Below are 23,902 nucleotides of genomic sequence, written 5' to 3' on the forward strand. Positions count from 1 at the left end.
GCTACCGTGGTGATCAATATTGTTTTTGGAATGGATGGCTCAGCGATCAGTCGCTTCCAGCGTTGATCGGGTTCGGTTGGCGTTTTTCGATGGAGTATTTGAGCAGCGCGGCGCTGCGGAAGATGCCATGGGCGAATTTGCTGTAGGGCATGGTCAGGAAAAACGCCATGACCAGGCCGAGATGGATCGCCAGCAACAGGCCCAGGGCAGTGGTGTCGCGAAACGCGAGAAGTGCGAGGCCGCTGGCGCTAACTAGAAACAGCAGTGCGATAAAGCCGCGATCCATGGGTTTCTGATTCTCGTCGCCGTGCTCGGGGTGGCGACGCAGGTTCAGCCACAACAGGCCTGCGGGGCCGATCAGCAGGCCGAGTCCACCGGTGATACCCAGCATTACCGGCAAGCTCAGGACGGGGTAGGGCGCCGACCAGTCCAACAGGAAATGGTAGAGCGTGGCGACACCCGTGGCGGCGAAGCACAGCATGAAGCCGTAGAAGGTGAAGTGGTGGAAGCGTCGCCGCCACTGGGTGAATTGATCATCGGCGTTATTGCAGCCCTCGCCATGACCCCCGTCCAGGTATTTTAGTTGGGCGACGTTGGCCGTGGCCTCCAGCGCAGCGGCGGTCTTTTCCTGGCGGGGCGCATCCGCCGGTGAAACGTTGCGCCAGAAGCGTCGCACGCCAATCGTCAAAGCAATTACCGCGAAACCGAAGACCGCACCGAACATCAGTGCCAGGGTGTTATGCGGGAAGATCCCGTAGAAATTCCCCCCGGGCATTGCGGTAAATAGATTGCCCATCGCCAACAACGTGAGGCAGAGAAACAGAGCGAGCCCTGCACCGGATGCCAGCGCCAAAGTCAGTCCGTTGCGCCGGTACAACTTGCCCATCACCTGTGGCCAGGCGTACTCGGCGTAAGTGTCGAGGCGGACCTTGGCCATGGCCTTGGGCACATTGATTTCGAACTCGTGAGGGGCAGCGTACTGACAGGCATGCAGGCACGCACCGCAGTTATGGCAAAGGTTAGCCAGGTAATGGATATCCGCCTGAGAAAACTCCAGACGCCTTGTCATGGCCGGGAATACAGCGCAGAAGCCCTCGCAATAACGACAGGCATTGCAAACAGTCATTTGTCGCTGGACTTCGCTTTCTTCAAGGTTGAGTACCGGTATCAAATGCCCCGGTGCCTGGGGATCAAACAGCTGCATGTTGGGGCTCCGTGAATGAAGGGGTAAGGAAGCCGGCCGCAGCCGCGGCTTGCACACCGGCGATGCGACCGAATGCGGTACCGATGGCCATGCCGATGCCGGCGGTATAGCCCTTGCCCAATACGTTGCCTGCCATCATTTCTCCTGCGACAAACAGGTTGGGGCTAGGCTTGTCGTTGAAGTGAACGGCGGCGGTTTCGTCGGTAGCGAGACCTAAATAGGTGAATGTCACGCCGGGCTTGAGTGGGTAGGCGCAGAACGGTGGCTTTACCAGCGGGCGGGCCCAATGGGTTTTGGCGGGCGTCAAACCCTCGGTGTGGCAATCGTCCAGTGCGGTGTGGTCGAACGTGCCGACACGGCAGGCCGCGTTGTATTGCTCGATGGTTTTGACGAATTGCGTAACGGGAAGCTTCAACTGGCGGGCCAGATCTTCCAACGAGTTGGCTTTAGTGCCCGGAAACACAGGCGGCATGAACCGGCCGAGGGCTTGTTGGTCGATGATCGAGTAAGCCTTTTGACCGGGTTGACCCGCGACCAGGCGCCCCCAGATCGCATACCGCTTGGGCCAGAAGTCTTCGCCCTCGTCATAGAAGCGTTCACCGTCGCGATTAACCACCACGCCCAGCGATACGCAATCGATACGGGTACAGATACCTCCGTCATACAGGGGAGCGCGGGCGTCGATGGCCACCATGTGCGCTTGCGTCGGGTCACCAATGAAATCGGCGCCCAGGGCCTGCATGCGCCGAAGCAGTACGCCGGTATTGAAACGCGTCCCGCGAATCAGAAAGTTGTCTGAAGGCCATTCTCCGCGCTCGTTTTGACCCCAGGCTTCGCGGAGCCATTCGCGGTTGGATTCGAATCCGCCGGCAGCCAGAACGCAGGCCTTGGCCTGGATACGCTCGGCGGGAAGATGTCGTCCTTCGACCTCGCGCTCACTTATTTGAGCGGCAATGAATTTTCCGTCCTTCAATTCGATATCAGTCACTTGAGCGTCATAGCGAATTTCGACGCCCAACTTCTCTGCGCTACGGAAGTACGCGTTAACCAGCGCTTTGCCGCCCCCCATGAAAAATGCATTGGTGCGCGCAACATGGAGGGCACCGGACAGCGACGGCTGAAAATGCACGCCATGGGAGCGCATCCAGTCACGGCAGTTCGATGAGGCGCGGATGACAAGACGTGCAAGCTTTTCGTCGGTAATCCCACCGGTGACCTTCAGCAGATCCTGCCAATACTCTTCTTCAGGATAGGCATCGACCAGTACATCTTGCGGCGCGTCGTGCATGCAGCGCAGGTTTCGAGTGTGTTGCGAGTTGCCACCGCGCCAGATTTTCGGTGCGCCCTCCAGCAGCATCACGCTAGCGCCAGCCTCTCGCGCCATCAATGCTGCACACAAGGCGGCATTGCCGCCGCCAATTACTAATACGTCGATCATCATCACTCCTCAATCGCGAGGAGGCATGAACGAAGTGCTCCTCGCGAGTGGGGAGAAGGTAGGGCGGTCAGCGTGTTGTCGAAAGGCGCGAAATGAGTCGGGGTATTTAGTTTTAATAAAGGCTTTGCTGTGGATTACATTAGTATTGGCAGCCGAGAAGAGGGGGCGCCTGGATCATGGCGCGACGCCCTCTATCCACGATGCCCCAGGCCATTGTTGATCAACGACCAACTGTCGAGCGACATCGGTGATAACCACCCGCGCCGCCAGTGCAGCGGGAGACAGCTCGTCATCAGGCAGTGTCGCCAGCAGGTTTCGTCGACCCACGTGAGCATCGGAAATTACCACCACTGAAAGTCCCGACTCACCTCTGAGCGCCGCTGCCGCACCAGGCTGGATGGTGGCAGCATGACCTGCGCGTACTGCGTTCATCAATACGGCAAGACCATCCACTTCCATGATGATGTTGGGCGCCAATCCCGAACGTTCAAACGCAACCATCAGCGTAGAACGCAAACCGTGTTGCACACTCGGCATCACCAGTGGAAGTTGACCCAGATCCGCCAGTTGCACGCTGGTTCCTTGTGGTGCGTGGAGCAGGTGAGGTGAGCTGATGACAAATAGTTTCTCGTCGAGCAGCGGCGTCACGCTCCAGCGCTTACCCCCTTCGAGTTGAAACAGAATGGCCAGGTCGATCTGGCGAGCATTGAGTTGCGTGGCCAAATGCCCGGACAGCATCTCGACCAGGTGCAATTGAATATCCGGGTAGCGCTCTCGCATCGCGTTGATCAATGGCAGGGCGAGAACAGTGGCAGTCGTGGGCGCCATTCCGACGGTGACATACCCACTCATTCGCCCACGGTGAGCCGCCATGATCGCATTGTCGGCCTGCCGTAAACACAGCTGGGCATGGTGCAGGAATGCCATACCGGAGCTGGTTGGTGTGACGCCAGTGGTGGTGCGATTAAGGAGGCGGGTTGACAGTTCACTTTCAAGTTTCGCGATCTGTTGGCTAAGGGCTGATACGCCCACGTCCAGTTCAAGCGCTGCGCGTCCCAGGCTGCCGTGTTCGAGGATTTTTACGAAATAACGCAGTTGTCTTAATTCCAAGCGTTGCTGCTCCACGTCAAATCGATGTTGGAATGCCTTTGCCAGGCGTTTTTTGAGCAAAATAATTTCAAGCCCAATATCACCCCCGAACCGCCGGATCATCACATTCTCTTAGGGCTGGTTGCAGAGGGGAACGGCTTTGCACTTATCCCGATGTCGTTAAAAAACGTCAAGCGCCAAGGTGTCGTCGAGAACCGGGTCGCCAAAGTCTTGCCACCACTCCCCACGGGGGAAGTGGTCGGACGGCTGGACAGGTTTCCAGCCAGCCTGAGGCGTCAGGTTCTGCTCCTTGAAATGCGTGGGTGATGAGTCGACAGGAACAGCGTATTCGGGTGACCAACTCATGCGCATATCTTTATCTTCCTCATCGTGCTCGTCAGCAGTCAGCTCAGTTGATGTGAATGTCACCAAAATAGAAGGTATTTATCTTGAGTAGGCTTGGTATCTATTTGTTTGACTGCTGGCCCTTTTTCTAGAGTGAACGTTTTCTTCTTCAACCAGGGACGGGATGTCGGGGATCTACGCATATGGCGCAGTGCTGACCAACCTGCGTTTGGCCCCAGAGAGCTCACTCTGCTGAACGCCCTCACGCCTTACTTCCAGCAAGCGCTATCGGTTGAGCTGCCGCTAAATGGTGCCCTGAGTCCGCGAGAGCGTGCTGTTGTCGAGCACGTAGCGGCCGGGCGCAGTGACAAGGAGATCGCGCGCCTCATGTCCATTGGCTTCACAACGGTACGTACCCATCTAAAAAACGCCATCACGGCTACGCGGATCGATCTGCGGAAAAGGTGCCGTTGCAGCTGTGCCGATTCGGGCGACCAGATTATCGGCGTGACGGCCGCTTTGGAGCCAGATGGCGTAACCATCCAGCAAAGCCAGAATCGCCTCAAAGTGGCAGGCCACGATGGCCTCATCAATATTGAGGTCACGGCTTTTGCCATAGCTATAGAAAGACTGGATCGCACGCAGATGTGCCGCAGCAGTGTTGTAAGCGCGGTACCTCAGCTTGAGTTGAACGTAGATGAACGTAGATGAACGGGACAAGATGGGCAACGACGCCGCATCTCCGGTCTGCACGAGCAGCGGTACACGTTGACCAGAAGCGTAACGGCACTGAATCAGCTTCATCGGCAGCCACCTCATACAATGGTTCACCATGAACACAACGTACATGGCCCGTTGAGAGAGTGGACGTCAGAAGCGGGATTGTCGAATCAGGGCTTTAGGCTGCTCATGAACATATCTAACATAGCACCTCGTTTAACATAATATACATTATGCGCACCGTCGTTAGCGAGTGTGTGAGCTTTGCCTGATCAGATTTGAAGCTCACTTAAGCAGATAGTACGCGGAAGTAAATCTGCATATAGATCAGGAAGTAATTGTTCAGATAACGCCATGAAGCTTCCGTTTTTTTTGCTTCCGATTTTGGCGGATTTGTCGCCACCTGCTTCCTTTTACTTTTTTACTTCCGATTGTTCCTCATCCACGATCTGCTACCAGGATTTCGAGTTCATACGATCTCCAAACCAGATGCTATGCGAAATCTGCAGCTTTCAGCATCACGCTGTTACGCAGGTTTAAAAGGCTGCCGTGCGCTGTGTATACAAACCGCATGATGGGCGTGTGATGCGTCAAAAAAACGAGTTTGCACAGTAATACTGAGTCTGTGTGCTTTGTCCTTGAGGAACCTAGCGCGCTTGGTATATCAAAATCCCGTTGCTGTTCTAACTCCGGGTTTTGCCAGACGAAGTACTCCTCCTAATTTCACGTGCGATTTATTTTCAACAGTGACCTTAATCATCGTGTTTCGGTGAAAACCAGCGAAGCGCATGCCTCGTCCCGTTTTCTGGCGCCACTTGCGCGACTGCTGCGGCCAAATCGAGACATTCCACTAACTCATTGATAATTCAACTAAACGGCTATTTAGTGTAGTTAAATCATCGTTCATCGAACACGTCATCAGTACTGCGGGCCTTGCGCCGCCGCGTCGCCGAGACGTTCATGGAGTTCTGCCTGCGGCCGATGGCGTCCTGGATCGGTCCAGTGGTATACAGGCTGCCGGGACTGAGTCCCCTGCCCTCATCCCATGAACTTGCGCTCTGCGTCGCTGCATTGATTGCGACGCACGTCAGCGACCTTCGTTGTCATGGAGCTCCACGCTGGACAATGATCCTGGAGAACGTTGGCTGCGTTCCCGTTTCCGCCACTATCTGAGTGAGAACAGTGTAATTCTGGGCGCGATAGGCGCAAATAAAGAAGCCGCATAATAATTTCGTTAATAATTATGCTGAAAATTTGTGAGTTATTTCGTTTGATGCAAAGTAGGAACTTCACACATTTTTTTCGACTATGTAGCAGAGACATTCTGCAACATGAGATCTGCCCCATATAACAAATAGTTCATTGCTCCCGATGGAGCTTCGACGACAGTTCGCACGCCACATATCTTGAGCTTTGGTTGTGGCATGTACGGGCAATACAAAGCGCATCGCGGTGCCCCCTCCTCCAATGCTTGCCTGAGCTACGTCAATCTCAATCAACAGCAGCGCCTCTGGGGTTCCAACATTCATGAACATTCCGACGTGCATCTATAGGCACCACTTATGCCCAGGATTGCATATCGATCTTGGACGCTATCGAACAAACGGCAGAAGATTGCTTCACACCCAAGCAACACCCACCACGTAAATCGATAGGAGAAACACCATGACCCAGTCCCACGCTTACAACGACACCAGTCTCGAACTGACCGCTAAAATTCTTGACGCCAAGGCGCGCAAAAATCTGTCCTTCGAGCAAGTGACTCAAGGCACCGGCCTTGGCCTGGCTTACGTCACAGCTGCCTTGCTCGGTCAGCACCCATTGCCTGAAGCCGCGGCCAAGGTGATCGGCGAAAAACTCGAGCTGGATGCCGATTCGGTAGCCCGCCTGCAAATCATCCCGCTGCGCGGCAGCCTCTCCGGTGTCCCCACCGACCCGACCATCTACCGCTTCTACGAAATGATCCAGATTTACGGCACCACCCTCAAAGCCCTGGTTCATGAGCAGTTCGGCGACGGCATCATCAGCGCGATCAATTTCAAACTGGACATGAAGAAAGTCGAAGATCCGGAAGGCGGTCACCGTGCAGTGATCACCCTCGATGGCAAGTTCCTGCCACTGCGCCCTTTCTAAGTGTGCAGATGACTCTGTAATTCGGCCCGCCGCCTCTGCGGGCCTGCTTCAAAAAATTCTTAACCCATTTCTATCAATCACCACAGTTGAATGGAGGATTCGTCATGAAAAAAATTCCGTTTCTCGCCCTGTCCCTGGCTGCCTCGGTGTCCGCCTACGCACAGGAAGCGGTGGTTGCACCAGAGGCCGTTCCTTACGCATACGGCATGCATCTGGATATCGCCAAAGTGATTCATATCACCCCTAAAGCCGATGTCTGTGGTCCGACGCCGGTGCAAATGACTTACCGCGATTCGCACGGTGAGACCCATATCCTGGAATACAGCTTGATCGGAAGCGGCTGCACCAACTGATCGCCGTTCAATCCCTTCACCATTTATTAAAGGTAAACATCATGAAAGCGCTCATCGAAGGTTTTTTGAAGTTTCAAAAGGAAGCGTTTCCACAGCGCACTGACCTGTTCAAACACCTGGCGACCACGCAACACCCAGGCACGTTGTTCATCACCTGTTCTGACAGCCGCGTTGTTCCCGAGTTGCTGACCCAACAAGAACCTGGCGAACTGTTTGTGATCCGCAACGCCGGCAACATCGTGCCGTCTTACAGCCCCAACTCCGGTGGTGTCTCGGCCACGGTCGAATACGCTGTCGCTGTGCTGGGCGTCACCGACATCGTGATTTGCGGCCACTCGGACTGCGGTGCAATGACCGCTGTCGCCAAGTGCAAATGCATGGATCACCTGCCAGCTGTTGCCGGTTGGTTGCAACACGCCGAATCGGCGAAGGTCATCAACCAATCGCGTCCGCACGCCAATGAGACTGCAAAAGTCAGCTCGATGGCGCGTGAAAATGTGATCGCTCAACTCGCCAACATCCAGACCCATCCAAGCGTGCGTCTGGCTCAAGAAAAAGGCCTGGTGAATCTTCATGGTTGGGTCTACGACATTGGCACCGGTTCGATCGACGCCCTGGACGCCGATAACAAGACCTTCAAGTCGTTGGTCAAGCATCCGAACACCGTTGCCGTTCATGCCCGTCCCGCAAAAGTCGTTGCCTGAATCAGTTGCGCATTTGAGGCGTATCCAACATGTTCGAAGTCACTATGTACACCACCAGCACCTGCCCCTACTACCGTGGTGCCAAGCGCCTGCTCGACAGCAAAGGCATTGCGTATAAGGAAATCGATGTGCGCACAGTCGACGTGAAGAATGAGATGGTCAGCCGAAGCGGTCGCCGAACCGTCCCACAGATATTCTTCGGCAATTGGCACGTCGGCGGCTTCGACGATCTGACTCAGCTCGACAGTGAAGGCAGCATCGACCAGGCACTCATCCCGCGCATGGCGGGGTGAATGCCGGTGAAAGACGACTCACACATCCAGCACAAGGGGGGCATCGCCCTCCTTGCTTTGTGCAGGTACCGCACAGCAAATCAGCACCTCACCATCGGCCGGCATTTGCGCCGGCAAGTTCAGATAGTGCACGTCCCCACTGATCAGTCTGGTACGGCATGTCCCACAGGATCCTCCCCGGCAACTGAAGTCAGGATTTAAACCGCGGCTTTCTGCCAGCTCCAATAGGCTCCCACCACCTGGTTCCCAACGTGCCTCCTTGGACGACGTTAGAAACAGCACTTTGACTGGACTACTTGCCGCTGGTATCTGCTCGACTGCTGGGGTCAATTGATCCCGCTGGCGAACCAGCGTCGAAGGTCCGAACGTCTCTGCGTGAATCCGGTCGTCACCAATGCGCAATTCACGTAAACCGTCATACAGCGCTTGGGTAAATGCACCAGGGCCACACAGGTAAAAGTCGTAGTCATCGAGGGGAAGCAGCGCTTTGAGCAGGTCAATATCAACTCTACCCGCCACTTCAAAATCCTGACCTTCCCGAGCGTGGTCTTCGGGCTGGCTGAGAAGACGCAGCGCCCGAACTTTGTCCCTGGCACGGGTCGCCAATTCGTAAAGCTCATCGCGAAACCCTAGCTCCGCCAGACTGCGTGCACTTTGAATAAACCAGGTTCGACGAGTGTGACGGATACGTTCCCCTTCATATATCACTTCGCGAAGCATTGAGAGCAACGGCGTCACGCCCACGCCTGCGGCCAACAAAACCAACGGCCGATGCGCGTCGGCTTGCACCGTAAATCGTCCTTGAGGCGCACGCGCTTCAACCAGATCCCCGACCTGAACGTGGTCGTGTAAATGCGAGGAGATGAGTCCGTCACGTTTGACGCTGATTCGGAAAAAACTGTCAGAGGGCGCGCTCGACAGGCTGTAGGTTCTAACCAGAGGCGTCTGCCCTTCGCCAAGGCAAAAACGAACTGGCAGATGCTGGCCCGCCTCGAAGCGCGGTATGCCTGCACCATCGGCAGGTTCAAAGTGGAAAGAGCGAATCGTGCTGCTTTCATCAACGATCCGCGTTACCCGCAGCTTTCGCCATTGATCGCGTAAGGCATCAGCCAGCAATCGGCCTTCAGCTTGCTCCCAACTGCCGGTCATTAAACTGTTGGGAGAAAAACCTTCAAACTGCCAACGTAAGGCCAACACGGCATGGCGTCGAACAACCCGTTCTACTGTCAGTTTCCAAAGTCGCTCAGCCCCCTGAAAGGCTGCAATCTCTGGCCCCTCAAGCATGATCTCGGTATGTCCAGAAACTTGCAGCACATCGCCTGATTCAAAATCGATAAACACCAACCCCGCGCGAGGGTTGAGCAAGAAATTACCCAAGGTATTGAAGTGAAGGTTGCCGGCGAAATCGGGAATCGTCAGCACGTTGCCTTCGATCCTGACGAAACCTGGATTGCCACCCCGGTGCGAAACGTCCACCGAGCGCCTGGATGAGTCACCGTCCAGGTCAACGTAGCTGGAGAGGAAAAAGGTATCGGCCTTGCTGATCGTCGCCCTCGCCGCCTCATCCAGTTCGTTGAGATGTTCGGCAACAACATTCGAAGATGAATGACCCAGGCTGACCGGTTCAACGCCTCGCAACTGGATGTACTGCGGACAGTTACCGAAAGCGTGCACCACAGAAACGGCAAAACCGCCTGGTGAGGCGGTGCTGATATTGCCGTTCATTCGATTTCGCCTTCGGGTTTTCAGGTCGATGCCCAGCAACCCCACTGCAGCACCCTGTTTGAGGGCCGCTTTGACCGGATCACCCTCAGCTGGCAAACGATCGAGTTGTAGCACACGCGGATCAGGTGAATGAATGAAGCCTGGGGGGCCTTCTACCAACGTGGCCCAAGGCATGCCCTCTTCATCAACTGCGCCCAACACCAGGTAAGGCAGCTGGTTGTAAAACAATCGATGCTGATCAGGCATGTAATCACGTACGACCTTACGCCCGAATATCTCCATTTGATCGGCGACGCCGACGCTTTCCTGCAATTGCCGCTCACCCGCATGCCAAGGAGATGCGTCTGGCGTGTCTGACTGATTCATGATCACCTCTACCCATTCGTAATCAGGTGCCCCTCACCCACCGACCGGCGAGCAAATGGTTGAATCCCCGGCAGCGGGGTCTAATCGCGTGATTGCCGGTGATCATCAACTCTGCGTTGTGCAGCGCCGCTGGCACTGCGGGCGTTTCATGGCGTTCGAGACAGACCCTGCACGCGTCCGAACAACATTAGGATCGCCAAAGTTGGAAGCGCTTGACCTAAGCGCTGCCCATTGGGTGTCGGTCAGTCGTCGTAATCGACAGCATTGCGATGAGTGCTGTATGAGTCATACGGTTTCCTTGGTAGTGAATCGACTAAACATTAATGGACCGGTTTAGGGCACTTGCGGCGTTTCGTACCAATCACGGTCGGGTGTGGCAAAGCGCATTTTTTGACGGATGTAAGCGGCATTCTCGGCGCTGGTTAATTTCTCAAGCAGCAGAAAGGCAACTTCGGTGGCGGTGCCCGGCCCGCTTGACGTGATGATGTGGTCATCGACTACGACAGGCCTATCTATGAAGCGAGCACCGGTTTCCAATAATTGGTTTTTCCGTTTTCCGCCCACCTGGTGATAGGTCGTTGCATTTCTGTCGCGCAGTACACCGGCCACACCAAGGCACACTGAGGACACACAGACACTGGCCACAGGTTTACCGGTTTTGACGAAATGACGGATGGTGTCCAGGAAGGGTTCGCTCAGAGCCTCTTCATAAAAACCCGCCGGTTCAAATCCACCGGGCAAGGCCAAGGCATCGAAACTGCTCACGTCCAGATCGTTTAATAAAAAACTGGGATTAAGCGTGAGTCCAAAGGTGGTTACGATCTGTCTGCGAAGCCCCGCATTAACCAATTCAACAGGGTGGTCACCGAGCAAATCGGCCCAACCAAGTACGTCGGTGAAAGCGGCCATTTCCAGTGGCTCTACGCCGTTGGCCAGTAACATAAGCACGCGTTTCATCGGGTATGAGCCTCCGCTGTACAGCGTGGAAGAATGTGTGAGCCCATGCTCCCCCTTAACCGCAAAGGAGAGAACGACCACAAAATACAATCCACTATTTCGCTCACTGAAATGCCCAAGCGGCGTTTGTATCCGTTGGTAGCTCTAGCCGGCCGTTTCCCAGGAAACACCCTGGCTCCCCCCATTGAATTGGCCGATGGTGGAAGAATCTGTACATCCAGCAGGACAAATTTCTCGATCAATTCGCCGCGACGGCTAAATAACAACTCGTAGCGACCGCGAGCTACGCTTTCGCTACAAGTCAACATTCTTTTGCTCAGGAAGCGTCCAGCTGCATGGCCGGATGCTCGCGCAGGCCGTCGACAATATGGTCGACGAAACTGCGCACTCGCATCGAGGCCTTGCGCCCTTCGCGGTACACAACGTTTACCGGCAGCGCTGGCAGTTCGTAGCGCTGCAATACACGAACTAATCTCCCAGTGCTCAAATACTCGTGCAATGGATAGCTCGGACAGCGGGTAATCCCTGCTCCATGAGCGGCAGCATCGATAGCCGCCTGGATTGTCGCGCAACTGATCCTTGTCCGCGCTTTGATATGACTGAACTCACCGTCTTGGTGAAAGTCCCACTGAACCTTGTCTCGATAAGCATGCGTGGCAACCAATCGATGATTGCTCAAGTCTTGCGGTACATTGGGCTCACCGTGACAGGCCAGATAAGCGGGACTACTGCATACCATTGCACGTACATGGCCAACTTGTCGTGCGATCAATGACGAGCTTGGCAGATGACCGACCAGCACTGCCACGTCGATTCCCTCCTCGTTCATGTTCGGAAAACGATCGTGGTACTGAGCGAAGACTTTAACTTCGGGATACAGATTCATGTAGCTGGACAGCAAGGGCGTCATGACATATCGACTGAATAGCAGCGGCAACACAACGGTGAGATTGCCTTGCGCCTGTACGTGCGAGCCTTTGGCCGACGCCTCCGCCTCATCGACCTGTTTGAGGATGCGTGAGCAATCGGCCATGAACGCAACACCGGCCTCGGTCAGCACGACCCCGCGCGTGCTTCGCTCCAAAAGTGGCACCCCCAGACGCTCCTCCAGTCGCGCAATGGCACGCACCACCGTAGGACCGGACACATCAAGACGACGCGCCGCCGAGGCGAGACTCGGTCTCTGCGACAACGCTTCGAACATGAGCATTTCATGATAGCGATCCATCAGGCCGTGCCCTTGACCACAGCCTTGAGCGCCTCATCGTTACCCAGCCGATCAATGAGGAAATCCACAAAGGTGCGTACTTTTGCAGGTACTCTGGCGTTCTTGAGGTACACCACCTGGATGGGTAAAGCGGGCGGTTCGAAATCTTCCAGCACCAACTCCAACTCGCCAGAAGCGACCTGGTTGGCCACCTGATAGGACAACACCCGCGTGATGCCCCAGCCCAGGCTGGCGATGTTGATAGCAGCTTGATTGGCGGTAACCACCAGCCGCGGCTCAAAGCGAAAACTCAGATTGTTGCCATCATTTACAAATTGCCAGTCGCTCAACAAATGGCTGGCCGAAGACATGACAATATTGGCACTGCTCAATTCACCGGGATGACGCGGCCTGCCGTTGCGCTCAAAGTAATCGGGGGTGCCGCATATGACCTGCCGTACTTCGCCGACTTTTATGGCGTGCTGATTACCCTCGTGCAAATGGCCGATGCGTATTGCAACATCAACATTTTCATCGGTCATGCTGACGACACGATCAACCAGCAACGCGTTGAGGTGCACTGAAGGAAACTGGTCCACGTACTCGGCCAAAAGCGGTGCGATGAACAGCTCTCCAAACAGAACTGACGCGGTCACCGTCAAATACCCGCACGGTATTGAATAACTGCCGGCAGCGGCCTCCTCCGCCTCTTCGACCGCACTTAGAATCCGCCGACAATCCTCCAGATAACGTTGCCCTGCTTCAGTGAGATGCAGGCTTCGCGTCGTTCGGGACAGCAGTTGTGTGCCGATGCGTTCCTCCATCGCGGCGATGGCGCGGGTGACACTGGGGGGCGAGATATTCAGTCGGCGAGCGGCGGCGGCAAATCCCTCCTCTTCAGCGACAGCCATGAAAATCTGCATTTCTTGAAAGCGATCCATTAGCGACCTGGTCTGGATGAGAGGACAGTGAAGTATCTGACGCGCTGTCGCGTGCAGACCGTTTTGCCAGTATCGTCGGCTACAGCGACTTTCGCACGCACCGTCGGGCTGGCTGACGGCATCGACGGGAAGCGATCCAAAGAAAAACGGCGCAGCTAAAATGGAATGGAGCTTGCCAAGAGTGCTCTCTCGGCAAGCTCCAGGGGATTGAGTCAAGCCTGTTGCAAACCCTTGGCGGTACGTTGCATGCCAACAAAGTGAGGCAGCGCCTCAATACTGCTCAGCCAGGTACGCACGTTCGGGTAGTCAGTCAGCGCAACATTACCTTCCGGTGCGTGGGACACATATGTGTAAGCGGCGACGTCTGCGATGGTCGGTTTATCTCCGGCCAGGAATTGACTGTTCCCCAGCTCGTCTTCCATCACTTGGAGCAAGGCGTGGGAACGTTTGATGGCGTCTTCGGCGTCATAGCCCGCACCAAACACGGTAATCAAGCGTGCGGTGGCAGGCCCGGAATTGATCTGGCCTGCGGCCACTGACAGCCAGCGTTGAACCTTGGCTTGATCTAGCGGGTCGCTCGGCAGCCATTGGCCTTTGCCATATTTGGCTGCGAGATAAACCAGAATTGCGTTGGAGTCTGCCAGGACAGTGCCATTGTCATCGATCACCGGCACTTGGCCGAAGCTGTTGCGGGCCAGAAACTCTGGTGTTTTGTGTGCACCTTTCATCAGATCCACGAAAACCAGCTCGGTTGGCAGCCCCAACAGCGACAGCATCAATTCGACGCGATGCGCGTGGCCAGACAAAGGGTGACGATAAAGTTTGATCGCTTGCTGGGACATGGCGTGCTCCGATTGTTGTTTGGTTTCGACCCGGTGATCGCGTCGATGGAGTTATCTTCCTCTCCTCGCATAAACAGCGGAATGACCAGCAAATACAATCCAGCATTTCACTGGACGGAATGATCAACACCTGTTTGCTGAAGGATTCGCTCTAGTGACTCGCCGACATTCCCAACATCAAGTCCATAAAGGCCACTGACGCGGCGCTGTGATAGTTGTTTTTGCGTCGTAGCAACGCAGCACCGCGATGAGGCCCCTTGTCCGCCAACGCGATCTTGCGAAGGGCACGGTCCTGAGTTGCGATAGCTTCTGGAAGAATGGTGGCGACAGTCGTGTGTCGAATCACCTCCAGCAACGTATTCACTGAGTTGACCTCGATCACCACCCTGGGAGTGATCTTTGTCTTGGCAAAGTACTCATCAATACAGACGCGAGTGACGAAGTCAGGTGTCAGCAACGCAAACTCCAGTTGAGCAACCTGCTCCGCGGACAATGGCGTCTGGCACTCGTACAACGGATGGTCGCGGCCAACCATCAGTCCCAAGGTTTCGATAAAAGCAGGGATCGATTCGATGTCGGCATTTCTGACCTGATCAAAGGCAATCGCGATATCCAGCGAATCGTCTGCCAGCCCCATCTCGATCTCATCCATCGACAGCTCAAAAATCTCAAGATGGATATTCGGATAGTGCGCGGTGTAATCGCGTATCAACGGTCCGACCAGGTAAGCCATAAACGTCGGTGTCATCGCCAGGCGCAGGCTGCCGCGGGACAAATCCTTCACATCATGCAGTGCTCGCTTGCCAGCCGCTAACTCTACCAACACGCGGCGCGCACACGCGATGTAGGCCTCGCCCGCGTCGGTCGGTTTCACCGTGCGCGAAGTTCGGTCGAACAAAATGACGCCGAGGGTTTCCTCCAATTGCCGAATTTGTTGCGACAAAGTCGGCTGGGAAACATGCAGGGCCTCCGCGGCGCGGGTGAATCCCCCGTTATCCGCCACGGCCAACAAATAGCGCAGATGTCTTAGCAGCATGAGAGCTTCCTTCCATAAGCATTGCTTATGCGCTGCATTGTATAGCGGTCTTGGACGCTATTGGTTAATCGAAGTGCTCAACACCAAACCGTGGCTTAGCACTCATCACCGATATCAAGACACACAACAGGCTGAACAGCGACCAACCTTACTAACGAGGTCATTGGACTTTCATAACAATACACTTGAGAACATACGTTCGATTAACGGCCTGCCGTCATGTGCCAGAGGCAGGTGTACGCAAGGTTACAAACTCTTCTGCCGAGGTCGGGTGCACGCCGATGGTTTCATCGAACAGGCGCTTGGTGGCGCCCGCTTTCAGCGCGATGGCCAAGCCCTGGATGATGTCTCCGGCATCGGGACCCACCATGTGCGCGCCCAGGACCCGATCAGTCACCGCATCCACCACCAGTTTCATCAGCGTCTGCTCGGACGACTCCGTGAGGGTCAGTTTCATGGGTTTGAATCGGCTCTCGAACACCACGACCTCGTGTCCTCTTTCGAGCGCTTGTTCCTCCGTCAGCCCAACGGTGCCGATGTTGGGTTGGCTGAAGACCGCAGTAGGAATGTGGCGGTAGTCCACTGGACGGTATTGCTCTGGCTTGAACAAGCGGCGGGCAACCGCCATGCCTTCCGCCGTCGCGACCGGAGTCAGTTGCACACGGCCAATCACGTCACCCAACGCCAGAATCGAGGGTTCGCGAGTTTCGAAATTGTCGTTAACGTCGATGTATCCCCTCTCATTGAGTTCGACGCGGGTATTTTCCAGCCCCAGATTGTCGAGCATCGGCCGCCGCCCCGTGGCGTAGAAAATACTGTCGGTTTCAAGTTGACGGCCGTCGCTGAGCGTCGCCAGCAGGCTGCCGTCTGCCTGTTTGTCGATCCGCACGATATCGGTGTTGAATTGCAGTTGCAGTCCACGCTTGGTCAGTTCTTCAACCAAATGCGTGCGCACCGTTTTATCAAATCCACGCAGAAACAGATCGCCGCGATACAACAGGCTTGTGTCGGCGCCCAGGCCGTTGAAGATTCCGGCGAACTCGACGGCGATATAACCGCCACCGACAACCAGAACGCGTTTCGGCAGCTGCTCGAGAAAGAACGCCTCATTCGAGGTGATGGCATGCTCGCGGCCTGGAATCTGCGGAATCTGTGGCCAGCCGCCCGTTGCAATCAAAATGCGTTCGGCGCTCAAACGCTGCCCATTGATGTCCACATGATGCGCATCGGCCAATCGTGCATGACCTTCAAGCAGCGTTACGCCGCTGTTGACCAGCAGTTTGCGGTAAATGCCATTGAGCCGTTCGATCTCACGGTTCTTGTTGGAGATCAATTTTTCCCAGTCGAATTGGGCCTTACCCGCAGTCCAGCCAAAGCCCTCGGCCTGTTCAAAGTCGTCTGCGAAATGGGCCCCGTAGACCAGCAGCTTTTTCGGGACACAACCGACGTTGACACAGGTGCCACCGAGGTAGCGACTTTCAGCTACGGCTACTTTCGCACCGAATCCTGCGGCAAAACGCGCTGCACGCACACCGCCGGAACCTGCACCAATCACAAATAAATCAAAGTCGTAGGTCATCTCAACTCTCTGCAGGCAGCACTACACACGGGCTGTCGAATGTCGTTAACGGGGAGAAAAACGAAGTTTCAATGCACGAAAAAATGGCGCGCACAGTGTCAAGACCGACGCCTTGTTCTGATGCGTACTGAATCTGTGCGTGACAGGTACCGCTCTGGATTCACTCGCCAGTGCTCCCATCAGTTGGGGCAGCAAGAAGCCGCCTTCGAACTCGGTAATGGACATGGCTGGAGTGTCCAACCAAGGGTTACCGTCGCAGGCATGAGTCACTTCAATCATGTGGGACTCCCAGGATGGACATCGAATTAACCCGAAATGAATTGTTGCTTCTGGGGTAAGTCTCTCCATCTAAGGGCGATTAGAGAACAAGCACGGATGTCATGACTTAATTGTGCTGAGTGAAACAATCCGATAATGCATTGCGCTGGAAACGTATCGGGAGTCCTCATGTGCGACTTTCCCCCAGGAGCTGGCGAGCGGAGTCGGCCATCACGGGCAAAGAGCCGGCAAGCATCAGCACGTCCTTGAGCACCAGACGACCGCCACCGGACAGGTAAGGAAAACCGTGTTGAGCGTCCCCGAGAGCACCCACCCAGGCTTCGGGTGTAGTGATCAGGAAGCTCAACGTCACCAGTGGCGTGCCGAAGGCCAATGCACCGCCGAGCACCCGGTGCGTCGTGAGATCGGGTTGGACAGCACCAGCAAGCCGATCAGCAGTTCGACAAAACGGCTGCCACCGCCAAATGACGACTGCTCGCCACCGTCAGTGTTCTTTGTGGGCTGGTTTTTCCCGCTGCTGCATACGCTGATTCAACCCCTGGCCCAGTGGCTAATCTTCATTACGCCGGTACCTTCCCGGCGATGTGCCATGAACGCGCCGGAACGCGACACCGAAGGCGGCATCGGACAGATACCCAAGCGAGGCGGCTATCGTCGAGACGCTGTCGATGCTGTTGCGCAAGCGCGACGCCGCCACCCGCATCCGCCAACGCGTGGCATATTCCACTGGAGATTGACCCATACGCGTCTTGAACAATGCAGCAAAGCTGGAGCGGGACATGCAGGCGATGTCCGCCATTTCAGCGAGTCGCCATATTTTTTCAGGCTTGTTGTGAATGGCTCGAAGCACGGCGGCAGTAGCGGGTTCTCGCAGGCCATTTAACCAATTCAGAGCAGCCGCATCGGCGCTCGTGATGTGATGTCGTAGCGCATGCACAAAGATCAGCCGCAACAGGTCATTGCACATAGCGTACGCGCCCACCTGACTGGACTGCCATTCGCGATCGAGTTCATCGAGCAACCAGGCAAAAGAGGATGCAGCTCCAGACTTGGCCTGGATGATGACCACTGGCGGCAATAGCTCGATAAGGTCGACTGCACCCGGATTGCAAAGGGAGACGCTGCCGCCCAGTAGTTCTACCTCGTCACCCACTCCGAAGGTCGCTGAAGCCCCCGCGTGCGAAAAGACGTCAACAGCGTCTATGGGTTCGACGTGCGGCGCGCTGGCCAATATGAATGGGGTTCGCGAAACCACGAAGCAGTCACCTGTACGCAAAAGACAGGGCGGCATGTCATGCATGAGCAGCCAACACTCACCATGGCGCACGACATTGAATTTCAACTCGATAGGACGAAAACGTAACGCCCATTCTCCGCCAGCCTGTAAACGCACGGAACAAGCCGCGCGCAAGCCCGCCATGACTAATACATCGGATAACGGATCGGAGGTTGGGTTTTGGATGATCAAGATAGAAATCCGGATTAATTGACCTGTTTCGTCCACTGAGCTTAGAGAACAATGATGTCCTCCGATACCCGCGCAGGATAGTCTTCATGGCCAGTACCCAAAATCCCATCCATACGCCATTCAACGCTGCCAGTACTGCAGTCGATGTCATGGCCGGCGTAGACCTGACTGGACGACTTGCCATCGTCACCGGTGGTTACTCCGGCATCGGCCTGATCACTGCAAAAAGCCTGGCCAAGGCCGGTGCGCAAGTCATCGTGCCGGCCAGGGATCCGGTACGCGCCCTCTGCGCCCTGGCTGACATTGAGGGTGTTGCCGTCCAGGAAATGGATCTGATGCAACCCGATTCGATTCAAGCGTTTAGCCGGAGCATCGTCAGCCGCGGTGCCCCTGTTTCACTCCTGATCAATTGCGCTGGGGTGATGGCGACCGCGCTCAAACGCGACGCCGAAGGACACGAGGGTCAATTCGCTACCAATCATCTCGGTCACTACCGCCTGACCTGCGGCCTATGGCCTGCGCTGACTGCAGCGGGTGCGGCACGAGTGGTTTCAGTCTCATCACGAGGGCATCAAATCGCAGGGGTGGACTTCGAAGACATTGATTTCATACGTCGTCCTTATGACAAGTGGGTTGCTTATGGCCAGTCAAAGACAGCCAACGCGTTGTTTGCAATGGCACTGGACCGACGCGGTCGTGAACAAGGCGTTCGGGCTTTTTCGCTGCATCCGGGTCAAATATTGACTGATCTTGCACGCCACTTGACTGCCGATGAAATTGCCGCGTTTGAGGTGTGGGATGAGCACGGGCGACCACGCGTGTCACCCGAGACGGGATTGAAATCACTTGAGCAAGGCGCTGCGACCGGTCTGTGGTGCGCGACCAGCACTGCGCTTGACGCAATGGGTGGCGTCTATTGTGAGGATTGTAATATTGCCCCTATTAACAATTCGGAGTCAGGACGCAAAGGCGTGGCCAAATGGGCAAACAATTCTGATTTTGCCGAACGGCTTTGGTCCTTATCGGAACAGTGGACCGGAATGACGTTGATTGATTAAACCGGGAACCATCATCACCTGAGCCGAATCACAGCACAGCTACACAACGCTTCACTTTTTCTTGGAAGAAAATAATGACGCGCATTGTCTACAACATGGCGGCGAATGAATTGCTTGCTCGCCGATGGCCCGCACGGTGCCCCCCATTCAACGAGCAGTTGTCATTGGCCAGTGTTGGCGTCCTTGTAGATAGATTCTTGGATGGCTGCTCAAAACATCCAATTCCCCCTAAAATCCCTACACCGGTGCTTTCAAGGTGCGCGACTGCCATGCCCTCCCCCGAGTCCACCCTCCTCCAAAGCTGGCACCAGAACGCCGAAGCCTGGATCGAAGCGATCCGCAGCGGCGCCATCGACAGCCGCCTGAAAGTCACCGACCAGGCAATCCTGCTGGCGGTGCTGGGCCGTCAGCCCGGGCGTGTGCTGGATCTGGGTTGCGGCGAAGGCTGGTTGCTGCGCGCACTGACTGAGCGGGGCATCGAGGCGATCGGGGTGGATGGCAGCGCGACACTGGTCGAGGCGGCGCGCAGGGCCGGGTCTGCACCGGTGAATTTGGCGAGCTACGACGAGTTGGCAGAGGCCAAGGTCGACGTCGGTAGCGACTACGACCTGATCTGTGCCAACTTCGCCCTGCTGCACCAGGACATCATTCCCCTGCTAGCGGCCATGAACGCCCTGCTCGCCCCTGGCGGTGCGCTGGTGATCCAGACGCTGCACCCCTGGGTGGTGGCGGCCGGCGACTATCAGGATGGATGGCGGGAAGAGATGTTTTGTGGATTCAAGGGCCAGTGGCAGCCCATGCCGTGGTATTTCCGTACCCTGTCCAGCTGGCTGAATGCGCTGGACATGGCCGGCTTTCAACTGGTCGGTCTGCAAGAACCGCAGCACCCGCAAAGTCCTGTGCCGCAGTCCTTGCTGCTGGTGGCCGAGCAGCGTCGCTAAAGCGGCCTTGTCGCTACATCTCGACCTGCGTGCCCAGCTCTATCACCCTGTTGAGTGGCAAATTGAAGTACTTCAGGTTGCTGTTGGCGTTCTTGAGTAAAAAGGCGAACAGCCCCTCTCGCCAACGCGCCATACCGATGCGTTTGGTCGGGATGACGGTCTCGCGGCTGAGGAAATACGTCGTGCGCATCGGGCTGAAATCCAGCTCGGCCAAATGACACAGACTCAAGGCCAGCGGGACATCCGGCTCCTCGATAAAACCAAAGTGCAGGCTGACCCGGAAAAAACCTTCACCGTAGGATTCAACTTCGAACCGCTGGTGGGCAGCCACACGCGGGCTGTCTTCGGATACCACGGTCAACAACACCACTTGCTCGTGCAGAACCTGGTTATGCAGCAGGTTGTGCAGCAGTGCGTGAGGAACGGCATCGGCCCTGGCCGTAAGAAATACCGCCGTGCCTTGTACGCGATGGGGAGGCTGCGTGCGGATGCTGGCGATGAACAGTGGTAAAGGAAGCGTGGTTTCATCCAGCCGCTCAACAATCGTCTTCCTGCCCCGCTTCCAGGTCGTCATCAAAATGAACAGGCCAATGCCGGCAATCACCGGGAACGCACCGCCTTGAAAAATCTTCGGCGCATTGGCCGCGAAATACAGGCTGTCGACCAGCAAAAAACCGAGCAGCATCGGAACGGCCAACCAGCGCGGCGTTTTCCAAAGGAGCAGGACAACGGCCGAAGACAGGACGGTGGTGATCAACATGGTCCCCGTCACGGCGACCCCATAAGCGGCGGCCAAGGCACTGGAGGACTCGAAACCGATCACCAGCAGGACCACTCCGACCATCAATGCCCAGTTAACCGTGCCGATGTAGATTTGTCCCTGTTCCTGGCTGGAGGTGTGCTGGATGAACATGCGAGGGACGTAACCCAGCTGAATGGCCTGGCGGGTCAGGGAAAAAGCACCAGAGATCACGGCTTGAGAAGCGATGATGGTGGCCAGCGTGGAGAGCGCGACCATCGGCAACAGCGCCCACTCAGGAGCCAGCAAATAGAACGGATTGCGCACAGTCTCCGGGTTTCCCAGGATCAAGGCGCCCTGTCCAAAGTAGTTGAGCACCAGGCCGGGCAACACCAGGATGAACCACGCACGAGCGATAGGCTTGCGACCAAAATGGCCCATGTCGGCATAAAGCGCTTCAGCACCGGTCAATGACAATACGACGGCACCCAGGATGGCCACGCCAATGCCCGGATGAACCACGAAGAACTGCACTGCCCATGCAGGGTTCAGCGCCTGCAGCACCTGTGGATGTTGCAAAATCCCGTAGATCCCGAGTACACCCAACACGACAAACCACAGCACCATCACCGGGCCGAACAAAATGCCAATACGGGCCGTGCCATGTTTCTGAATCAGAAACAGTGCCACCAGCACGATCACTGACAGCGGTACGACCCAATGCTCGATCCCGTCAAAGGCAAGTTGCAAACCTTCGACAGCGGATAACACCGAGATGGCCGGAGTGATCATGCTGTCGCCGTAGAAAAGCGCCGCGCCGAAGAGGCCAAGCAGGACCAGCACCTTGCTCATGAACGGATAAGGGCTGGCCGCCCGGCGGGCCAATGCCGTCAGCGCCATGATCCCGCCTTCGCCCTGATTATCGGCGCGAAGGACAAACAGTACGTACTTGATCGAGACGACCCAGATCAGCGACCAGAAAATCAACGACAGAATACCCAGCACGCCGTCATGGTTGGCCTGAACGCCGTAATGCCCTCCGAAGACTTCTTTGAGCGTGTACAAGGGACTGGTGCCAATATCGCCGTAGACCACTCCGACAGCAGCAACAAGCAAACCTGCGGCGGACGTTTTGACTTGAGAGGGGTCATGGACAGCGGTCGTGCTTTCGCTCACAGGTAGCTTCTCTGAATTGAAGGGCAATGGTGCATGCGATCCTTGAGCGAGAAGGGTCTCGACGCCGATTGGCACATTCCGTTGAACTTTACCTGGACATTCTGCGTGTTCAGAACGCCAGGATGTAAAGGGCAATACGCATGGACGTTGGAAAACGCGGCCAGTATCGTTTCGGACGAAAGTGACTACCGTAAAAAAAGCGTAAAAATTTTACGCGAGACGCGATCAACCGGATCGATCGGCGGGGTTCAAGACGGTTCGTGCCTACGAGAGGACCTGCCTACTAGTTCGGGTCCAGCAGTCCACCGCTCCAGTTGCGCGACATCCGGCTGCCGGTGAACTTCGCCACCCCCATACCCTGGGAGATCAATCGATCACGGTAGCGCGTCACCAGTCGACCGGTCTGTTCGGCATACAGCACCACTTCGGAGGACGGATCGCCCGGGCGGCGCAGGATTCGCGCGAAGCGCTGGCCCTCTTCGACGACATCGCCCAGCGCCTTCTCAAAGATCAACACGCCAGGCTGCGGCGCGAGGATGGTTTCCATATGCCCCATTTCCACGGCCTCGACGGGCCATTCATTGGGCGATACCGCGTCGTCGATCACCCCATACCCGCACAACCACGCATAGAGACCCTCGGCATCCTGCCGGGCGAAGTGGTCGTTGACATCACCCTGCCCGCGTAACTCCAGGGTCGCGGCCATGCGTTGCCCGGTGCTGCCGTCACGCAGCCAGGGCGCAATGATGGTTTCTTCGAAGGAGCCATCACCGCCGTCATCCCAGATGATCGCCACATCCATTTTCAGCGCCGCCGCCAGTTCACGACCACGGGGCCAGAAACTTCGGTGCACGTAAAGGTACGCCAACGCCTCATCATCGGTGTGCAAGTCGAGCATCACATCCGCCGGCGCCGCCAGTTGCACCAGTTTCTGTTGCCAGTGCTGGACGACGGTTGACGGTCGTTCCATTGCCGCCGACTGGTCGAATCCACGATTGAAGTTATGCCCGGTCGCATCATGGTATCGGCCGAGAATCCGTCCCTGGCGAAACTGTCCGATGCCCAGCGGGTTGGCCTGGGGCACCACGGTCACACTGCCCTTGAGCCTGCCCTCGGACTCGGCGACCTGAAGGCGTTGCATCAACAGGTGCAGCACCAGCATCCCGGCGATTTCATCGGCATGCACCCCGGCCTGCAAATGCACGTTCGGCCCCTGACCATCGCCCTCGAAACGCCACGCACCGACCTGCACCGCGTCACCGTTATTGTTGAGAACGTTGAACGAAACATCCCGCACCATGCGCTGCCC

23 protein-coding genes and 1 pseudogene are annotated in these 23,902 nt (G+C 56.3%); 7 read left to right on the forward strand and 17 right to left on the reverse strand.

The genetic code is table 11. The features are described from left to right. Window positions 1-46: 46 nt before the first annotated feature. The 4 genes from tcuB to AC07ZE_RS15160 form a co-directional block, all read right to left on the reverse strand. Window positions 47-1,204: a tricarballylate utilization 4Fe-4S protein TcuB gene (gene tcuB, locus AC07ZE_RS15145; protein ID WP_207265524.1), complete on the reverse strand. Its 1,158-nt coding sequence runs from the start codon at window positions 1,202-1,204 to the stop codon at window positions 47-49. Continuing rightward, window positions 1,191-2,642 carry an FAD-dependent tricarballylate dehydrogenase TcuA gene (tcuA, locus tag AC07ZE_RS15150; RefSeq protein WP_207265525.1) on the reverse strand — a complete coding sequence of 484 codons (1,452 nt, stop codon included), beginning with the start codon at window positions 2,640-2,642 and terminating at the stop codon, window positions 1,191-1,193. The genes tcuB and tcuA overlap by 14 nt, the downstream gene beginning before the upstream one ends. 174 nt (window positions 2,643-2,816) lie before the next feature. Then, window positions 2,817-3,752 carry a LysR family transcriptional regulator gene (locus AC07ZE_RS15155; RefSeq protein WP_207267821.1) on the reverse strand — a complete coding sequence of 312 codons (936 nt, stop codon included), beginning with the start codon at window positions 3,750-3,752 and terminating at the stop codon, window positions 2,817-2,819. Between the two features lie 159 nt (window positions 3,753-3,911). Next, a complete protein-coding gene (locus AC07ZE_RS15160; RefSeq protein WP_207265526.1) occupies window positions 3,912-4,097 on the reverse strand; it encodes a hypothetical protein in 186 nt (61 codons plus the stop codon). 132 nt (window positions 4,098-4,229) lie between these two features. Between AC07ZE_RS15160 and AC07ZE_RS15165 the strand changes: the two are divergent. Beyond that, window positions 4,230-4,454 (forward strand): annotated as a pseudogene (locus AC07ZE_RS15165) (helix-turn-helix transcriptional regulator); the annotation flags it as partial. 42 nt (window positions 4,455-4,496) lie between these two features. Here AC07ZE_RS15165 and AC07ZE_RS15170 read toward each other — a convergent pair. Then, complete coding sequence (locus AC07ZE_RS15170) at window positions 4,497-4,880, reverse strand: hypothetical protein (RefSeq protein WP_259331956.1); 384 nt, start codon at window positions 4,878-4,880, stop codon at window positions 4,497-4,499. A gap of 1,581 nt (window positions 4,881-6,461) precedes the next feature. On the opposite strand from AC07ZE_RS15170, the gene cynS reads away from it, so the two are divergent. The 4 genes from cynS to grxC all read left to right on the forward strand — a co-directional run bounded on the left by cynS (window position 6,462) and on the right by grxC (window position 8,279). Further along, entirely contained in the window at window positions 6,462-6,929 is a 468-nt protein-coding gene (gene cynS / locus AC07ZE_RS15175; protein ID WP_207265527.1) for a cyanase, read from the forward strand. A 104-nt stretch (window positions 6,930-7,033) separates the two neighbouring features. Beyond that, window positions 7,034-7,282: a DUF2790 domain-containing protein gene (locus AC07ZE_RS15180; RefSeq protein WP_207265528.1), complete on the forward strand. Its 249-nt coding sequence runs from the start codon at window positions 7,034-7,036 to the stop codon at window positions 7,280-7,282. 41 nt (window positions 7,283-7,323) lie between these two features. Continuing rightward, window positions 7,324-7,986 carry a carbonic anhydrase gene (locus AC07ZE_RS15185; RefSeq protein ID WP_207265529.1) on the forward strand — a complete coding sequence of 221 codons (663 nt, stop codon included), beginning with the start codon at window positions 7,324-7,326 and terminating at the stop codon, window positions 7,984-7,986. Window positions 7,987-8,015: 29 nt separating this feature from the next. Then, the gene (gene grxC, locus AC07ZE_RS15190; protein WP_207265530.1) at window positions 8,016-8,279 is read left to right on the forward strand and encodes a glutaredoxin 3; all 264 of its coding nucleotides are present in this window, start codon (window positions 8,016-8,018) and stop codon (window positions 8,277-8,279) included. A gap of 18 nt (window positions 8,280-8,297) precedes the next feature. Here the strand turns inward: grxC and AC07ZE_RS15195 are convergent, their stop codons facing one another. The 10 genes from AC07ZE_RS15195 to AC07ZE_RS15240 form a co-directional block, all read right to left on the reverse strand. Beyond that, window positions 8,298-10,370, reverse strand: coding sequence for a 2Fe-2S iron-sulfur cluster-binding protein (locus AC07ZE_RS15195; protein WP_207265531.1), 2,073 nt, complete (start codon window positions 10,368-10,370; stop codon window positions 8,298-8,300). Between the two features lie 333 nt (window positions 10,371-10,703). Next, complete coding sequence (locus tag AC07ZE_RS15200) at window positions 10,704-11,327, reverse strand: DJ-1/PfpI family protein (RefSeq protein WP_207265532.1); 624 nt, start codon at window positions 11,325-11,327, stop codon at window positions 10,704-10,706. 316 nt (window positions 11,328-11,643) lie between these two features. Next, window positions 11,644-12,555 (reverse strand): LysR family transcriptional regulator, encoded by a 912-nt coding sequence (locus tag AC07ZE_RS15205; protein WP_207265533.1) that lies wholly within the window; start codon window positions 12,553-12,555, stop codon window positions 11,644-11,646. Next, window positions 12,555-13,475 carry a LysR family transcriptional regulator gene (locus AC07ZE_RS15210; protein ID WP_207265534.1) on the reverse strand — a complete coding sequence of 307 codons (921 nt, stop codon included), beginning with the start codon at window positions 13,473-13,475 and terminating at the stop codon, window positions 12,555-12,557. The genes AC07ZE_RS15205 and AC07ZE_RS15210 overlap by 1 nt, the downstream gene beginning before the upstream one ends. A gap of 212 nt (window positions 13,476-13,687) precedes the next feature. Next, complete coding sequence (locus tag AC07ZE_RS15215; protein ID WP_207265535.1) at window positions 13,688-14,317, reverse strand: glutathione S-transferase family protein; 630 nt, start codon at window positions 14,315-14,317, stop codon at window positions 13,688-13,690. A 151-nt stretch (window positions 14,318-14,468) separates the two neighbouring features. Continuing rightward, complete coding sequence (gene cynR / locus AC07ZE_RS15220) at window positions 14,469-15,353, reverse strand: transcriptional regulator CynR (RefSeq protein WP_207265536.1); 885 nt, start codon at window positions 15,351-15,353, stop codon at window positions 14,469-14,471. Window positions 15,354-15,570: 217 nt separating this feature from the next. Further along, window positions 15,571-16,932 (reverse strand): glutathione-disulfide reductase, encoded by a 1,362-nt coding sequence (gorA, locus tag AC07ZE_RS15225; RefSeq protein ID WP_207265537.1) that lies wholly within the window; start codon window positions 16,930-16,932, stop codon window positions 15,571-15,573. A gap of 45 nt (window positions 16,933-16,977) precedes the next feature. After that, window positions 16,978-17,211 (reverse strand): hypothetical protein, encoded by a 234-nt coding sequence (locus tag AC07ZE_RS15230; protein ID WP_207265538.1) that lies wholly within the window; start codon window positions 17,209-17,211, stop codon window positions 16,978-16,980. 166 nt (window positions 17,212-17,377) lie between these two features. After that, window positions 17,378-17,599: a DUF417 family protein gene (locus AC07ZE_RS15235; protein WP_207265539.1), complete on the reverse strand. Its 222-nt coding sequence runs from the start codon at window positions 17,597-17,599 to the stop codon at window positions 17,378-17,380. A 162-nt stretch (window positions 17,600-17,761) separates the two neighbouring features. Then, window positions 17,762-18,679, reverse strand: coding sequence for an AraC family transcriptional regulator (locus AC07ZE_RS15240; protein ID WP_259331957.1), 918 nt, complete (start codon window positions 18,677-18,679; stop codon window positions 17,762-17,764). Window positions 18,680-18,765: 86 nt separating this feature from the next. On the opposite strand from AC07ZE_RS15240, the gene AC07ZE_RS15245 reads away from it, so the two are divergent. Then, on the forward strand, window positions 18,766-19,737 hold the full coding sequence (locus AC07ZE_RS15245) for an oxidoreductase (RefSeq protein WP_207265540.1): 972 nt from the start codon (window positions 18,766-18,768) through the stop codon (window positions 19,735-19,737). A gap of 269 nt (window positions 19,738-20,006) precedes the next feature. Next, window positions 20,007-20,678 (forward strand): class I SAM-dependent methyltransferase, encoded by a 672-nt coding sequence (locus AC07ZE_RS15250; protein ID WP_207265541.1) that lies wholly within the window; start codon window positions 20,007-20,009, stop codon window positions 20,676-20,678. A 13-nt stretch (window positions 20,679-20,691) separates the two neighbouring features. Here the strand turns inward: AC07ZE_RS15250 and AC07ZE_RS15255 are convergent, their stop codons facing one another. Beyond that, window positions 20,692-22,593 (reverse strand): potassium transporter Kup, encoded by a 1,902-nt coding sequence (locus tag AC07ZE_RS15255; protein WP_207265542.1) that lies wholly within the window; start codon window positions 22,591-22,593, stop codon window positions 20,692-20,694. 283 nt (window positions 22,594-22,876) lie between these two features. After that, window positions 22,877-23,893, reverse strand: coding sequence for a M14 family metallopeptidase (locus AC07ZE_RS15260; RefSeq protein ID WP_207265543.1), 1,017 nt, complete (start codon window positions 23,891-23,893; stop codon window positions 22,877-22,879). Window positions 23,894-23,902 lie beyond the last annotated feature (9 nt).

Source organism: Pseudomonas sp. GW101-3H06 (genome assembly GCF_059424605.1).

Excerpts from the sequence above, each read along its gene's own strand:
- tcuB (WP_207265524.1), bottom strand. The coding sequence starts at position 1,204 with ATGCAGCTGTTTGATCCCCAGGCACCGGGGCATTTGATACCGGTACTC.
- tcuA (WP_207265525.1), bottom strand. The coding sequence starts at position 2,642 with ATGATCGACGTATTAGTAATTGGCGGCGGCAATGCCGCCTTGTGTGCA.
- AC07ZE_RS15160 (WP_207265526.1), bottom strand. The coding sequence starts at position 4,097 with ATGAGTTGGTCACCCGAATACGCTGTTCCTGTCGACTCATCACCCACG.
- AC07ZE_RS15170 (WP_259331956.1), bottom strand. The coding sequence starts at position 4,880 with ATGAAGCTGATTCAGTGCCGTTACGCTTCTGGTCAACGTGTACCGCTG.
- cynS (WP_207265527.1), top strand. The coding sequence starts at position 6,462 with ATGACCCAGTCCCACGCTTACAACGACACCAGTCTCGAACTGACCGCT.
- AC07ZE_RS15180 (WP_207265528.1), top strand. The coding sequence starts at position 7,034 with ATGAAAAAAATTCCGTTTCTCGCCCTGTCCCTGGCTGCCTCGGTGTCC.
- AC07ZE_RS15185 (WP_207265529.1), top strand. The coding sequence starts at position 7,324 with ATGAAAGCGCTCATCGAAGGTTTTTTGAAGTTTCAAAAGGAAGCGTTT.
- grxC (WP_207265530.1), top strand. The coding sequence starts at position 8,016 with ATGTTCGAAGTCACTATGTACACCACCAGCACCTGCCCCTACTACCGT.
- AC07ZE_RS15195 (WP_207265531.1), bottom strand. The coding sequence starts at position 10,370 with ATGAATCAGTCAGACACGCCAGACGCATCTCCTTGGCATGCGGGTGAG.
- AC07ZE_RS15200 (WP_207265532.1), bottom strand. The coding sequence starts at position 11,327 with ATGAAACGCGTGCTTATGTTACTGGCCAACGGCGTAGAGCCACTGGAA.
- AC07ZE_RS15205 (WP_207265533.1), bottom strand. The coding sequence starts at position 12,555 with ATGGATCGCTATCATGAAATGCTCATGTTCGAAGCGTTGTCGCAGAGA.
- AC07ZE_RS15210 (WP_207265534.1), bottom strand. The coding sequence starts at position 13,475 with ATGGATCGCTTTCAAGAAATGCAGATTTTCATGGCTGTCGCTGAAGAG.
- AC07ZE_RS15215 (WP_207265535.1), bottom strand. The coding sequence starts at position 14,317 with ATGTCCCAGCAAGCGATCAAACTTTATCGTCACCCTTTGTCTGGCCAC.
- cynR (WP_207265536.1), bottom strand. The coding sequence starts at position 15,353 with ATGCTGCTAAGACATCTGCGCTATTTGTTGGCCGTGGCGGATAACGGG.
- gorA (WP_207265537.1), bottom strand. The coding sequence starts at position 16,932 with ATGACCTACGACTTTGATTTATTTGTGATTGGTGCAGGTTCCGGCGGT.
- AC07ZE_RS15230 (WP_207265538.1), bottom strand. The coding sequence starts at position 17,211 with ATGATTGAAGTGACTCATGCCTGCGACGGTAACCCTTGGTTGGACACT.
- AC07ZE_RS15245 (WP_207265540.1), top strand. The coding sequence starts at position 18,766 with ATGGCCAGTACCCAAAATCCCATCCATACGCCATTCAACGCTGCCAGT.
- AC07ZE_RS15250 (WP_207265541.1), top strand. The coding sequence starts at position 20,007 with ATGCCCTCCCCCGAGTCCACCCTCCTCCAAAGCTGGCACCAGAACGCC.
- AC07ZE_RS15260 (WP_207265543.1), bottom strand. The coding sequence starts at position 23,893 with ATGGTGCGGGATGTTTCGTTCAACGTTCTCAACAATAACGGTGACGCG.